This is a genomic window from Ruegeria sp. AF5 (genome assembly GCF_056541905.1).
In genome coordinates, this window is the sequence record NZ_JBQFYZ010000009.1 from 24,581 (window position 1) to 38,433 (window position 13,853).

Here is a 13,853-nt window from a genome sequence, read left to right on the forward strand (position 1 = left end):
AAAAACGCCCCCTCGAAGGATCGAGAGGGCGGTTTCAATCAGCTTAGCGCCTCATCGCAGCGTCGGCAAACTCCGACATGGGCGTGGCGGCCCACGTCAGGAAGGATTTTCCAACAGCGCTGACATTTCTCGCCTTCGGCCTTCTCGAACACGACGGCAATGCCTTCGATTTCGGGTACGCGGAATGCTTCGGCCGGGGCCGGGTCGCCGGTCACGGTCAGGCCTGACGTGATGCACAGATCGTCCACGTCAAAGGTCGCCAGCAGATCAAGGGTTTCACTGTCCTCAACATGCACAATCGGTGCCGCCTCGAGGCTGGAGCCGATCACCTTGTCCTGCCGCTGGATCTCAAGCGCAGCTGTCACTGCACGGCGTACACGGCGCACTTTGGCAACGGCCTCTTCCAGTTCGGCGAAACGCCAATCCGCAGGCGTTTCCGGGAAGTCGACCAAGTGGACCGAGCTATCGTCGCCCGGAAAGCGCTCCAGCCAGACCTCTTCCATGGTGAAAACCAGAACCGGCGCCAGCCACGTGGTCAGGCGATGGAACAGGATATCCAACACCGTCCGCGCAGCACGACGGCGCGGCGTGTCGCCGTCACAATAAAGAGCATCCTTGCGGACGTCGAAGTAGAAGGACGACAGGTCAACCGTGGCAAAGGTGAAGACCGCGCTGAATACGCCCTGGAAATCGAAAGACGCATAGCCCTTGCGAACCTGCTCATCCAGATCGGCCAGCCGGCTGAGCACCCAGCGTTCCAGGCGCGGCATATCTTCGGGCGCAACGCGATCGGCCTCGGTGAAATCCGTCAGCGAGCCCAGCATAAACCGCATGGTGTTGCGCAGACGGCGATAGCTGTCGGCGGTGCCTTTCAGGATCTCCGGCCCGATCCGCTGATCAGCGGTATAGTCGGTCTGTGCCACCCACAGACGCAGGATATCGGCGCCGTATTGCTTGACGACCTCTTCCGGTACGATGGTGTTACCCAGCGACTTGGACATCTTGTTGCCCTTGGCATCCAGCGTGAAGCCGTGGGTGACGACGTTCCGATATGGCGCACGGCCCTTGGTGCCGCAAGCCTGCAGCATGGACGAATGGAACCAACCACGGTGCTGGTCGGTGCCTTCCATGTAGACGTCGGCGATACCGTCCTCGGTCCCATCTTCGCGGTCGCGCAAAACAAAGGCGTGAGTGGATCCAGAATCGAACCACACATCCAGCACGTCAAACACCTGATCGTAGTCATCGGGGTTGGCGATGCCGTCGAGAATTTTCTCTTTGAACCCGTCGGTGTACCAGATATCCGCGCCGTCTTTCTCAAACGCCGCCTTGATGCGCGCGTTGAGCTCGGCGTTGCGCAGCAGGTAATCCGCGTCGGTTGGCAAGGCACCTTTCTTGGTGAAACAGGTAAGCGGCACGCCCCAGGCACGCTGGCGCGAGAGAACCCAGTCCGGACGCGCTTCGATCATCGAATAGAGGCGGTTACGACCGGTCTGCGGCGTCCACTTCACCAACTCGTCGATCGAGCGCAGCGCACGTTCGCGGATGGTGTCGCCCATCTCACCCATGCCGTCGTCCAGCTTGCGGTCAACGGATGCAAACCACTGCGGCGTGTTGCGGTAGATGATCGGAGCCTTGGAGCGCCACGAATGCGGATAACTGTGTTTGATCTTGCCACGCGCCAGCAGCCCGCCGACCTCGGCCAACTTGTCGATGACAGCTTTGTTCGCGTCACCCTCACCACCCTTGCGGGACAGGATGTATTTGCCACCAAAGAACGGCAGATCGGTGCGGAACGAACCATCATCCATCACGTTATAGGTGATGACCTGCTCCAACATGCCCAAATCGCGGTAGAGTTCGAATTCCTCCATACCATGTGACGGTGCACAGTGGACGAAACCGGTGCCTTCGGTATCGGTCACGAAGTTAGCCGCGCGGAAGTCGCGGATATCGTCCCATTCGCCATTGCCACCTTCGGCACCGGCCAGCGGGTGGGTCAGTTGAACACCTTCAAGTTCATCGGTGGCGACACCGCGTACACGGGTCCACTGATCGTCGTTCAGACGGGCACGACCCAACACATCTGCGGCCATATTGTCAGCCAGCAGGAATCTGTCACCCACATTAGCCCAGCATTCCTCAGGCGCGCCGGTGACTTCGTACAGGCCGTAGGAGAAGTCGTTGCCATACACGACCGCCTTGTTCGACGGCATGGTCCAGGGAGTGGTGGTCCAGATTACGACGAACGCATCATCCAGATCACCCGCGTTCATGACCTTGAACTTCACCCAGATGGTAAAGCTTTCCTTGTCGTGATACTCGACCTCGGCCTCGGCCAGCGCGGTTTTTTCGATGGGCGACCACATCACGGGTTTCGAGCCCTGATACAGCGTGCCGTTCATCAAGAATTTCATGAACTCGTCGGCGATCACGGCCTCGGCATGAAAGTCCATGGTGATGTAGGGATCAGGCCAGTTGCCGGTGATGCCCAGGCGCTTGAACTCTTCCCGCTGGATGTCGATCCAGCCTTCGGCGAACTTGCGGCATTCCTGACGGAAGTCGACGATGTTCACCTCGTCCTTGTTCTTGCCCTTCTTGCGGTACTGTTCTTCGATCTTCCATTCGATCGGCAGGCCGTGGCAGTCCCAACCGGGCACGTAACGCGCGTCAAAGCCCATCATCTGATGAGAGCGCACGATCATGTCCTTGATCGTCTTGTTCAGTGCGTGGCCGATATGCAGGTGGCCGTTCGCATAGGGGGGGCCGTCGTGCAGAGTAAAGGGTTTGCGCCCCGTTTTCTCGCGCAGGCGGTCATAGACACCGATGGTCTCCCACCGCTCCAGCCATGCGGGTTCGCGTGCAGGCAGGCCCGCGCGCATGGGAAAATCGGTTTTGGGCAGGTTCAGCGTGTCTTTATAGTCAGGCGTTTGGGTCGTGTCGGCGCACATTTTGAGCGTCCTTTGGATGATCTGGTCGTACTAGGATCGAAGCGGTCGGTGCGAATTCTCAAACACCTTTGCCCGGCGTCTCAGAGGGTCAGAGCGCCGGGGATATAATTCGAATAATGATGGCCGTCCGGTCATACATGGCCGCGCTTATAAGACGCCTGCCTTCAATGGTCCAGAGGTTCCGGCCCATGCGGCGAATGGCGCAGCTTGGCCCAGCGATTCAACCATGCCAGACCGGCCAACCCAAGCCCCAGCGCCAGCAGTGAGAACACGCGGATCAGCCCGCCCAGACCGGCAATATCGATCAGAAAGACCTTGGCCACCGCCAGCCCGATCACCACCAACCCCGCCTTGCGCATCACATCCGAACCGCGTGCCAGAGATTGGTAGAACAGCACCGCCCCAACCAGCAGCAGAACAAGGGTATATGTATAAAGCTCGGGCTGCGTGACGCCGTTACCTTCAAACATGCCTGCTGCTCCCTGCCAGACATGGCGGATAGTCAGGCCAAACCACACAGCAATCAACGCACCCGCAATGGCGTAGCTTGCCAGCCTGATCTGCTTTGGCATGTCCTTGATCCGCCAGGCCGAGAATCCAATGGTCAGTGCGGGCACCAGATAGGCAAGGACAAGGGTGTTCAGAATCGGTGGGCCAAGCACCGGGTCGGCGTTGGGGTTCAGAAGCGGGTTTTGGTCGGTCAAAGCCAGGGTCAGCCGGAACACGCCATGACCGGCAAAGAACGCCGCCAACACGTACCGTGCATAATTCAGCTTGCCACCCAGCCCAAACCTCTGAACCTGAGCGAAGGCCAGCAGCAGCCAGATGACCGCCAGCAGGCCCAGACCCCAATGGCTGTTGTCGGCCCCGCCTTCACCGAAACCTTCAAGCCACCGCAGTAGCAACAGGGACAGCAGAATGCCGCCCGTCGCCCATGCCGCGCTTTCCAGCAACAGTGCTGCAACCGGCCGCTGCAAGGGACGCAACAGCCACCAGCCAGCCACGAAACCCAACGTGGCCGCGCCATAGACCATCGCCATTTCGGGAAGCGGGGCCACGTTAGCCCAGTCCAGACCCGGATCAAGTACCAAGCGCACGGTGACGGTAAAGACACCGGCCCAGATAAACCAACTCATCTGCGGCAAGGTGAACCTGCGATCCAAGGCTGCTGCTGCGACGACACTGGCCACCAGCGCAATCGTCAGCGCGGCCGAGCTGAGCACGATGACGCAAGCAAAGACCAGACAAGACAACGCCGACAACGTGGCCAGAGCGGCCCGCATCCGGTCATCGCCATCGGCGCGACCAAAACGCCCGGCCAGAACCACCATAAGAACTGCCAGGACAATTGCGTGCAGGGCCCAGGCGTGCGCACCGATAACCGTGGCAGGATGCCAGCCCATTTCCAAAGCGATAGCCAGCGCGGGTGCAAGAACTACAGCGCCCCCGGCCCAGATTGCACGATACTGGTTTGCCCTGAATGACCGCCATGCCATCAAAATTGACATAAACGCGCCCAAAGCAACCAGCGCGGTGGCTGCCATCGGAAAGTCGGCCTCGGGCGTCTCGGCATAAGTGTCAGCGAAGCTGCGCAGAACTGCGCCGTATTCCAGACCGTGAGAGGCAACAAAAAACACAAGGCCCGCCGCAGGTAGCACGGTCAGATCCTGTAACGCAGGCGCATCCTTGGCCCACAATAGCAGCGCCAGAAGCAGGGCGGACAGCAGGCAGACACCCAACCAGAATTCAGCCGCTGAGTCTGCCCAATGCCAGGACAGGATTGCTGTGCTGGCCGCAATCGCTCCGGCGGCGAGCCGAGTTGGAAACTCGGGCCATGGGCGGGTTCCGGGGGTTCGGATCACCTGAGACATCATGCACCCTGCATGATCGGGCCAAACGCGCCGCACCGGAATGGCCGTCGCCAGCAGTGCCAGCACTGTTGTCGCGACCAGATATCCCGGTTCCGTATTCGGAGCGCCACTTATCAAAAGCAGGTTTGCCGCATAAGCCCCGACCAACGTCAGAACCGAAATCCACGCCCAACGCCGCACCGTGTCGATACCCAGCCCCAAAACAGCAACCAAAAGAAAATAGGCATAGAGCCACGAGGGATCGTCAGATGCGCCTCCAACCAGAAAGGGTGCAGCAAAAGCTCCGATCAGTCCAACCGCAGCCAACAGCGGGCCGTGGAACCACCCCAGAACAAGCCCAACAAGCGCGACAACGACCATCCCTGCCAATGCCGTCTCGGCCCCGATCAAGCCATAGAGCTGCCGCGCAGACAGGATTGCCCCAAACAAGGTGACAAGGCCGGCCCCGGAAAAGACCGATGGCAAATAGGCAGTGGCCACCGCTTCGTCATCCCCGAACCTGCGGCGCAGAACCTCGCCCCCGACAATCAAAGCCGAGCCGAAACCAAGCGCGGCGAAAACGCGGACCGTCGGAGGTAACAATCCGTTCTCAACGCCATATTGCACGAGGAAAATTCCGGCCAATGCCAGCGACAGGGCCGAGACCGCATAAAACCAGTTCTCACGCAGCCACGCGCCCAGCGCAGCAAACCTGTCATGGCGAAATACAATTGCAGGAGTAGCGGCGTCGGTGTCTACATCTTCGGCGCTTTCGTCTTCCTGTCGCTTTGGCGCGGCCCACGGCCCCGGGCTGTGAACCTGTTCCTCTGCCACAGGTTGCGGTGAAGGTGCCTCCTGTTCCGGTTGAAGCGATGCCGGTACATCGCCCGACACCAACGCATTGATCTGCGCTTCCAGTTGTTCGACCCGGCGACGCAATCGGGAATGTCCGACCAGAAGTGCAATCAATGTCACCGGGATGGCCAGAACAACCAGGCCAATAAGAACAAGCAGCGTTTCCAACCGAGTCTCTCCGATCCGTAATTTCGGCCAAGCTATCTTGTGCTGTCGGTCAGCAACAGTCAGGAAAGCCGTGAGAAAGTCTAAAGCACAGAAATCGCCGGGCGAGCGATCATCAGCCAAAGGATGGTCAAAACCGCCAGAAACGCCGGAACCCCGCAGGCGAACCAGAACCGAAACAAGCGGTAATACTCCGGTGGCAGTTGCGTTCCCTGCTCTGCCGCCGTTCGCGCGTGGTCCCGCAACCGGATTTGGACCCAAACCACCGGCAACCAGAACAGGCCCGTCAAAACATAAAGCACCAGAGACAACACAATCCATCCTTCGCCCAAATGCCACCCGATCTGCCAGGCAAGCAGCGCTCCGGTCACTGGTTGCAGGATGACAGCAGTCGTGGTGAACAGAAGGTCGGCAAGCACCACGATACCCGCCGTATGGGCGATGACGCGCGGGTCGTTTGTCCGGTGCGCCATCAGCATGAAAAAGGCGATCCCTGCCCCTGTTCCCAGCAGCACACATGCACCGATGACATGCAGCCATCGCAAGATCAGTTCAGGGTCCATCATCGGCTCTCAAACAAGGGCAACGCCACAAGCGACAGGATCATCGCGGGCAGGATTTTCACCAGCGGCCCCAGCGGGTCCAACCACAAGTCCGGCATCGTGACCGAAGCGGCAATCAGGTAGAATATGGCCACAGTCAACTGCGCCATACATGCCCGCGCCGCCCATCGGCGCCACAGGATGGCCAGACCAAGTGCTATGTCGATCAGGGACCAGAACACAACGCTGGTCACCGCCAAGGCGGATGACCACCCCGCTTCGACCAGCATACCAGAAGCCGTAGACAAACCCGCCAGCCCAAACAGGCCCGACAGCAACCAGAACAGGCTGAGTGTTGCAACGATCAGCGGCATCAACAGCGTCATCCGCGCGGTCAACCGATGCTCGCGCGCGCAAGGCAGCATGGCATAAACCTCAGGCAAGGCGGCATTTCCGCGCCCGGCCGCTGCACGATAGGGGCCAGGGTCGCCGATCACGCCATCCGCCATGACCGTCATCGCCGTGCTGCGCAGCGGAGACCGCCAACCCAACAGGGCCAGACAATCCGCCATGGCCGCAACGGCTTTTGTCAGGACAGGCGGCAGGACCAGATGGAAGCGCGCAGCGGGAAACCCCAGCCACTGCCGCGTGCAGCGCACCACGTCCGACAAACTATGCGGGGTATCCTCGACCAGATCGTAATTACCCTGCGGCAGACGACCGGCAACGGCAGCAATCACGACGTCACACAGATCGGGCATCCCGATGCATTGAACGGGTGTATCGGGGTAAGCCAGCGGTTGAATAAAAGGAACAGACGCCAGCATTCGAAGCAACGCCGTTCCCCCATAATCCGTTTGCCCGATAACAAGCCCTGGCTTTAGAATCCAAAGTGTTACGCCCGATGCGCGCAAAGCGGCATCTCCGCGTGCCTTGCTGCACAGGAAATGCGTGCTGGCGTCCGGCTCTGCTCCGATGGCCGAAATCTGAACAATGCTTATGCCACCTTCCGCGCAGGCCCCTGCAAGGGCTGCGACCGCCATATGGTGCACCGCTTCAAGGTTGTCCTGCGCGTTATCCTGCAAAGCCCCTGCGCAATTCACCACGACATCGACGTCGGCCAGCAGGTCCTGCCAATCGTCCTTGTGCAACAGATCGCGCATATCGCCCTGTTTCAGCAAAACCCCCGGCAGGACCTTTGCCCCTTGAGCAAGATTGCGCCCCATGCCCTGAACCGTGGCACCTGCGGCCGACAATGCCCGCGTGACGGCGGTGCCGATGAACCCATAAGCACCCAGAACCAATACGTTCTTTCCAGAAAGCTCGTGATCTGCCATCGTCCTTTGCACCTGTTTTGCGCCACTCTACCTATCCGGGAAGTTTTGACCAGTCGCGACTACCGTGCTGCGACATTTATGGATGGAACAGAGACCCGACGAGATACGCGATCAGTGCCGCCAGACCACCGATCAACAGCGTTTCGATACCTGACCGCCACCAGGGCGCCAACGACCACCGGCTTTTGAACGCACCAATCGCAAAGAAGACCCCCATCGTCATCCAGACCGACATCTCGAAAGCATTCTCCACCGACGCCAAAAACGGCAACAGCGGGATCATCCCGGCCACAAGGAACGCGAAGAACGTTGCCAACGCGGCTTTCATCGGATGTGGGTCGACACTGCCCAGCCCATATTCACCCTCGATCATCAGGTTGACCCAATGTTCGTGGCTCGACGTGATCGCGGCGGTGGCTTCGTTCAGAATTTCCCCTGACAACCCTTTTTGCGACAGAATTTCACGGACCTCCTCGCGCTCGCCGTCGGGGTAGAGTGCGATGTGGCGTTCCTCGATCGCCCGAATGCGCCGTATGTTGTCCAGTTCGGCCTTGGTGCCCGAGTAATTCCCGGCAGCCATTGAAAACCCGTCCGCCAGAACGTTTGCCAAACCAAGTGCCACGATAACAAACGGGGAAAGGCCCGCCCCCGCGACACCGGCGACAATGGCAAATGTGGTGACGGAACCATCAATGCCGCCATACACAACGTCGCGTAACACACCGCGCCCGGGCGGAGCGTTGATCCGGTCGGCAATTTCCTGCGGACTGTGACCGTGATCCGTCATGGTTTGCTCCTATTGTTCACTGGCAGAGTGCAGAAGGGTGTGGTCTGACGCTTTGCTCTGGATCAACCCTTGGAGAACAGACCCTGCAAGGCGCGTTTAATGATGCCTCGCGTGGAAGGTTTGTGGCGTTTTGAGAATGGTAAGGGGCGGCAGACCTCCATCGCGGCCACGCCCACTCGGGCGCTGAGCGCACCGTTGACCAGACCTTCTCCGAACCGTCGGGACAATTTGCTGAGAACGGATCCGCCCAGAACAGGTTCCAGCAGATCGTCACCAACGGCCACCGCCCCAGTTGCGACCAGATGCACAAAGACGGCACGGGTCAGACGCCAGCTTCCCAGTGTGCCAGCCCGCCCCCCGTAGATTTCCGCGACGCGGCGGATCATCCGCAGGGACGCGGCTAGTGCCGTTACAACATCCGCCAGTGCCAGCGGGACCAGAGCGGTCACGGTGGCAACCTGCCGTGCTGCGGCCTCAACCTCACGGCTGGCAGCGGCGTCGAGCGGGGCCAACAATTCATCCTCGGCAAGGTTTAACAGCGCCTCGGCATCGAACTGTTCCCCCATACGCTCGGACAACCGCTCGCGACCCCAGCGGGTATCCTCGCGCCCTTTGTAGAATGCAATGATGCGATGTGTGACAGCACGCGCCTGAGCCAGGTCTTCATCAGCCAATGCAATATCCGCTGCACGGCGCATCCCATCAACACGGGACAACCGCCCCAAAGCCGCGAGTTCGCGCAGCGCGATGATCACAACCACCAGAACCAATGCAGCCAACAGTCCGGCAACGATCCAACCCAATACAGGCGTCCGCGCCACCAGAGAGGTTGCAAAATCCCAGGCGGCCACCGATATGGCGGCCCCGACCACCGAAAGCGCAAGCCCCCAGAACCAGCGCGCAAGGGCCGAAGGTTTGCGGGCCGCCAGCCGGGCCGCGCTTTGCATCGCCTGTCCCTGAGGCGGCACAATATCCGGCACCGGTACAGCCTGCGCGACATCAGCAGCGGGTTCATCATCGTCAAGATCGATCAGAACCGGACCTTTAGCCATTTGTCGCATCCTTTCTGTGCCAGACAAACCTAATGTCCGGTAGCTTTTCGTCGTTCTCCGCCCCATCGCTGCGTGCCACTTCGGCAAAGCCGTTTCGCTCATAGAACCGACAGGCACGGGAATTATTCTGAAACGCGTACAAGCCCAGCCGCCGCTGGCATGATTTCGCGTGATCCAGCAATTGCTGACCGATCCCCTGCCCCCGAGCTTGCGCATCCAGATAAAGTGAATGGATTTCACCCCCATTCAGCGCCAGAAACCCGACCACGCCTGTCTCGGCCTCGGCCACAGTGACCCAGTCCTGATCAATCATCCGGCCGCAAAAGGCGATGGTTTCAGCATAGCTGTGCAATTTGGGCATCCAGTCGTTTTCCAAAGCGAAGCCGTGCAAGATCATACCGATTGTACCGGCATCCGTGGTGCGTGCGGGGCGCAGTGTCGCGATCACAATCTGTCTCCGATCAGGAACTGCGCCGCACGATCCAGTCGAATATGCGGGGGGCCGTCACCAGGTTTCAAGGTTAGTTTTGCCGGGGCAAAGGCCATGAACCCATAGTCTTCGTTCAACCAACTCTCCGCCCCTTTTCGCGCCGGACCCAACAGATGCGCCGGATCCTCGGGCAATTCTCCGGGATAAAAAGCGGCCTGTTTACCGCTGCCTAACAAAGTACCACGCACGCATGGCAGGTCGATTCCGTCATGGCTGCGTATCTCTTCGGTCGTTGCACGTAACGAGGCCAGAGACAGGGCCGCAGTCCGGGCCCCAGCGAAATTCGCACGATCGCGTGCCTCGCGCGTCAAAGCCTCGATAATTGCGGTCAGGCGGGGATGCTGCGTGTGGTGCAGGTGGTCCGCTTTTGTCGCAGCAAACAGGATGCGTTCGACCTTTTTACCCAGCAAAAGCTGGCTCAGCCATGCGTTCCGGCCCGGACGAAAAGCCGACAGGATATCCGCCATCGCGCGGCGCGTATCTTCAACGGCCTGAGGACCCTTGTGAATTGCGCCCAGCGCGTCAACCAGAACCACCTGCCGGTCAATCCGCGAGAAGTGATCCCGAAAGAATGGTTTGACGACCTGAGATTTATAAGCTTCGAACCGCCGTTCCATCTCGCGCTGAAGGGTCCTGCGCCGCGACGGGCCAGTGATTGCCAACGGTGCAAAGGTCAGAACCGGAGATCCCGCCAGATCACCCGGCAACAGGAAACGTCCGGGGGTACAGTCGTAAAACCCGGCATCGCGCGCTGCGTTGAGGTAGGCGGTGAACGACGCGGCCAAAGCTTGTGCGGCAGGTTCATCGTGCCCTGCCGACGGGTCTGTATCTTGGACCAGCGCCAGATACGCGGCAGCCTCGGCGCGGGTCTTAATCCGTGCCAGTGTTTCCTGAGACCAGTCTGCGTAAGACTTATCCAGCAAGGCCAGGTCCAGCAGCCATTCACCGGGGTAGTCGACAATATCCAGATGGACCGTGCGCGGCCCCTGCAACCCGGCAAGCAGCCCGGCAGGACGGGCTTTGAAGGACAAGCGCAATTCTGACACCGCACGCGTGCTGTCTGGCCAATGCGGTGTCTGTCCCGTCAGGGCGGACAGGTGCGATTCATAATCGAACCGGGGCACAGTGTCATCCGGTTGGGGTTGCAGAAAGGCGGCATTGATTCGCCCCTCCTGCTGTGCAACCAGCCCGGTCATACGGCCCCGATCCAGCAGATTGGCAACCAACGAAGTGATGAATACTGTTTTACCGGATCGCGCCAGCCCGGTGACACCCAAACGGATGACCGGCTCGAAAAATGTCTCGGACACGCTGTCGCCGATACTTTCGACGCCACGCGCAAGACTGTCTGCCAGTGAAGAGATGACCAATCCGCCGCCCCGCAATTTTCCTTTTACCCAAGATAGGTAGCGGTCGCGGCACATACCAGCGCTTTCGCCCCCTTGCCCGATCCTGCGCTGCGCTGTACCAGCGGCACATGCCCAGATATGCGTTGAAAGTTGAATACCAGGGGGAACCGTTTGCCGGATGGCAGCGGCAAAAGGATCAACCATCTGTACAAGGCGCCATCGAACAGGCCCTGTCCCGTATTCAGCCGGGCGACCACACAATTGCCGCAGCGGGGCGCACGGACGCCGGTGTTCACGCCCTGGGGCAGGTTGCCCACTGCGACATGGCAAAGGAATGGGACCCGTTCCGCCTGTCTGAGGCGCTGAACTATCACCTCAAGCCTCACCCAGTGGCTATCGTTAAGGCCGCCCCAGTGGCCGAGGATTGGCACGCGCGGTTTTCAGCGGTTGAACGGCACTATCTGTTCCGCATCCTGATGCGCCGGGCACCCGCAACCCACGACCGGGGACAGGTCTGGCAGATTAGCCACCAGCTGGATGCCGACGCCATGCAGGAAGGGGCAAACATGCTGCTGGGCCGGCATGATTTCACCACGTTCAGGTCGTCGATCTGTCAGGCGGCCAGCCCGGTCAAAACCCTTGATGAACTGCGTGTTGAACGGGTCGCAGGCTTTTCCGGCCCCGAGGTTCATTTCCACGTGCGCGCCCGGTCGTTCCTGCACAATCAGGTGCGTAGTTTCGTTGGCACTCTGGAACGCGTCGGGGCCGGAGCATGGACCCCGGAAGACGTGCGTGAGGCTTTGGAAGCCGCCGACCGCGCTGCCTGCGGGCCGGTATGTCCGCCGCACGGGCTGTATCTGGCGCGGGTCGGATATCCGGACCCGGTGTTCGACTGATCTAAACCGCGCGCAGAAGCAACCCGCCTGCAATCACCGCAATGACAAGTCCCGCCACCAGTTCGATGGAGGGTGCCAGAACCGACGCAAAGCGCGTGGCCGACGCCGAAGCTAGTAGCCCGCCGCGCAGACCAAAAGACGTCCACCCGACCAGCGTAGTCACAGTCGCCGTGCCAAGCGCCATGGCGAAAGCACCCGCGATCCCCACCATGGCGATGCCCATTTGCCACGTCAGGATCAGTACAAACAAGGCACCGGTACAAGGCCGCGCTGCTATGCCTGCGATCAGGATCAGGGCTTCGCGCAACGTGCCCACATTTGCGACCTCGTCCGCGGTTGGACCATGACGATGACCGCACTCCGCACAGGCTCCCTCATCATGATGGTGCTGATGGGTGTGATCGTTAGAGACATGCTTTTTTTGCTGTCGTGCGAAATTGCGCACAGCCCGTACAACCAGCCAAAGCCCAATCAACGCAATGGCCCCGTAGCTGATCGGAGCCATCACCTGTTCGGTCGTCCCAACAAGGCTCTCGCGGGACATCTGAAAGACCAGCACCCCCGCGTAGACCAGCACAACCGCCGTCACCGCCTGACCAAGGCTGGACAATACACTGATCGCCGACAACCGCCAGAAGGCGACACGCCGACCCAAACCGTAGCCCCCTATCAAAACCTTCCCGTGGCCCGGACCCACAGCATGAAAGAACCCGTAGGCGAAACAGACGGTCAGAAGCGTGGCCACCGCCTGAGGCTGTTCCGCGCGCGCGGCACGCAGGGACCGTGCGATCTGGTTCTGAAAGTCCCGCTGCTCTCCGGCAGCCCAACCTGCCAGACTGTCAAACCCACCGCTGCCCCAGAACCAAAGCAGCAAACCAAAGGCCAGAGCGACCGGAACAATCAGGAAACGGGACATGAAACAAGGATCTCAGTCGCAAAGCTCTCACCAACCAAGGGAATATCGTTTTCCTCAAGGTCGTAATCCGCGTCCAGTGTCAACAGAAACGCCTGCATCTGTGCAAGCTGCCCATCTATGTCGGGTTCGTTACGATCCATCTGGCATAAAGCTGGGCCTGTCACAGTTACAGGGCGCGTTATCTCATAGGCCGTATAGAAGGACTCATCAAATGCCTTGGCGGAAAGCCCTGTGGCAAGTATTGCGTCGCCTTCGACCACCCGCAAATGGGTGGTTACAATCCGCCCGTCTTCCGTTGTCGCACTGGGCTCCATTGGACCGGACAGAGCCACCAGTGCGCCGTCTTTGGTGAGCACGAGGTCGCCGTTGTACCCCTCGACCCATTGCATATCGAACCCGCTCAGACGTTTTTCTTCGTTTTCCGTCAGAATGCCGTCAGCATCCTGATCCAGATTCATGTCTTCCAGAACAAGCAGAGAGTAGAATTCGTCATATGCCCACGTCACCCGGATATGGGTCAGGTGACCGGCCTCATCCACGATGAATTCCAGCCCGGTGTCGATAAAGACATGCGGGTGGGATAGTGCCGGGATCGGCAGGCAACAGGTCATGAAGGTGAAGAGCCAGCGCATATGCGCAAGATAGGTCTGACGGGACACGGTG

11 protein-coding genes are annotated in these 13,853 nt (G+C 59.9%); 1 reads left to right on the forward strand and 10 read right to left on the reverse strand.

What is annotated here, in order from left to right:
• Nucleotides 1-38: 38 nt before the first annotated feature.
• From ileS to ACR0DS_RS13655, 8 genes are all read right to left on the reverse strand, one after another.
• Entirely contained in the window at nucleotides 39-2,951 is a 2,913-nt protein-coding gene (gene ileS, locus ACR0DS_RS13620; protein WP_480559720.1) for an isoleucine--tRNA ligase, read from the reverse strand.
• Between the two features lie 164 nt (nucleotides 2,952-3,115).
• On the reverse strand, nucleotides 3,116-5,824 hold the full coding sequence (locus ACR0DS_RS13625; protein WP_480559722.1) for a DUF2339 domain-containing protein: 2,709 nt from the start codon (nucleotides 5,822-5,824) through the stop codon (nucleotides 3,116-3,118).
• A gap of 80 nt (nucleotides 5,825-5,904) precedes the next feature.
• Nucleotides 5,905-6,384: a DUF2269 family protein gene (locus tag ACR0DS_RS13630; protein WP_480538873.1), complete on the reverse strand. Its 480-nt coding sequence runs from the start codon at nucleotides 6,382-6,384 to the stop codon at nucleotides 5,905-5,907.
• Nucleotides 6,384-7,700, reverse strand: a complete 1,317-nt coding sequence (locus ACR0DS_RS13635) for an SDR family oxidoreductase (RefSeq protein WP_480538590.1) — start codon at nucleotides 7,698-7,700, stop codon at nucleotides 6,384-6,386. The genes ACR0DS_RS13630 and ACR0DS_RS13635 overlap by 1 nt, the downstream gene beginning before the upstream one ends.
• 76 nt (nucleotides 7,701-7,776) lie before the next feature.
• Nucleotides 7,777-8,487 (reverse strand): VIT1/CCC1 transporter family protein, encoded by a 711-nt coding sequence (locus ACR0DS_RS13640; RefSeq protein ID WP_267367744.1) that lies wholly within the window; start codon nucleotides 8,485-8,487, stop codon nucleotides 7,777-7,779.
• A gap of 62 nt (nucleotides 8,488-8,549) precedes the next feature.
• Nucleotides 8,550-9,539, reverse strand: a complete 990-nt coding sequence (locus ACR0DS_RS13645) for a YcjF family protein (RefSeq protein WP_480559724.1) — start codon at nucleotides 9,537-9,539, stop codon at nucleotides 8,550-8,552.
• Nucleotides 9,532-9,987 carry an N-acetyltransferase family protein gene (locus tag ACR0DS_RS13650; RefSeq protein WP_480559726.1) on the reverse strand — a complete coding sequence of 152 codons (456 nt, stop codon included), beginning with the start codon at nucleotides 9,985-9,987 and terminating at the stop codon, nucleotides 9,532-9,534. Before ACR0DS_RS13650 ends, ACR0DS_RS13645 begins: the two co-directional genes overlap by 8 nt.
• A complete protein-coding gene (locus ACR0DS_RS13655; protein WP_480559728.1) occupies nucleotides 9,984-11,399 on the reverse strand; it encodes a YcjX family GTP-binding protein in 1,416 nt (471 codons plus the stop codon). The genes ACR0DS_RS13650 and ACR0DS_RS13655 overlap by 4 nt, the downstream gene beginning before the upstream one ends.
• A gap of 107 nt (nucleotides 11,400-11,506) precedes the next feature.
• Between ACR0DS_RS13655 and truA the strand changes: the two genes are divergently transcribed.
• A complete protein-coding gene (gene truA, locus ACR0DS_RS13660; RefSeq protein ID WP_480559730.1) occupies nucleotides 11,507-12,274 on the forward strand; it encodes a tRNA pseudouridine(38-40) synthase TruA in 768 nt (255 codons plus the stop codon).
• Between the two features lies 1 nt (nucleotide 12,275).
• Here the strand turns inward: truA and ACR0DS_RS13665 are convergent, their stop codons facing one another.
• The gene (locus tag ACR0DS_RS13665) at nucleotides 12,276-13,190 is read right to left on the reverse strand and encodes a nickel/cobalt transporter (protein ID WP_480559732.1); all 915 of its coding nucleotides are present in this window, start codon (nucleotides 13,188-13,190) and stop codon (nucleotides 12,276-12,278) included.
• Nucleotides 13,175-13,849: a DUF1007 family protein gene (locus ACR0DS_RS13670; RefSeq protein ID WP_348540396.1), complete on the reverse strand. Its 675-nt coding sequence runs from the start codon at nucleotides 13,847-13,849 to the stop codon at nucleotides 13,175-13,177. The genes ACR0DS_RS13665 and ACR0DS_RS13670 overlap by 16 nt, the downstream gene beginning before the upstream one ends.
• Between the last annotated feature and the right edge of the window lie 4 nt (nucleotides 13,850-13,853).

Coding starts and splice junctions, on each gene's coding strand:
- truA (WP_480559730.1), top strand. CDS start 11,507: ATGCCCAGATATGCGTTGAAAGTTGAATACCAGGGGGAACCGTTTGCC.
- ACR0DS_RS13640 (WP_267367744.1), bottom strand. CDS start 8,487: ATGACGGATCACGGTCACAGTCCGCAGGAAATTGCCGACCGGATCAAC.
- ACR0DS_RS13630 (WP_480538873.1), bottom strand. CDS start 6,384: ATGGACCCTGAACTGATCTTGCGATGGCTGCATGTCATCGGTGCATGT.
- ACR0DS_RS13635 (WP_480538590.1), bottom strand. CDS start 7,700: ATGGCAGATCACGAGCTTTCTGGAAAGAACGTATTGGTTCTGGGTGCT.
- ileS (WP_480559720.1), bottom strand. CDS start 2,951: ATGTGCGCCGACACGACCCAAACGCCTGACTATAAAGACACGCTGAAC.
- ACR0DS_RS13645 (WP_480559724.1), bottom strand. CDS start 9,539: ATGGCTAAAGGTCCGGTTCTGATCGATCTTGACGATGATGAACCCGCT.
- ACR0DS_RS13665 (WP_480559732.1), bottom strand. CDS start 13,190: ATGTCCCGTTTCCTGATTGTTCCGGTCGCTCTGGCCTTTGGTTTGCTG.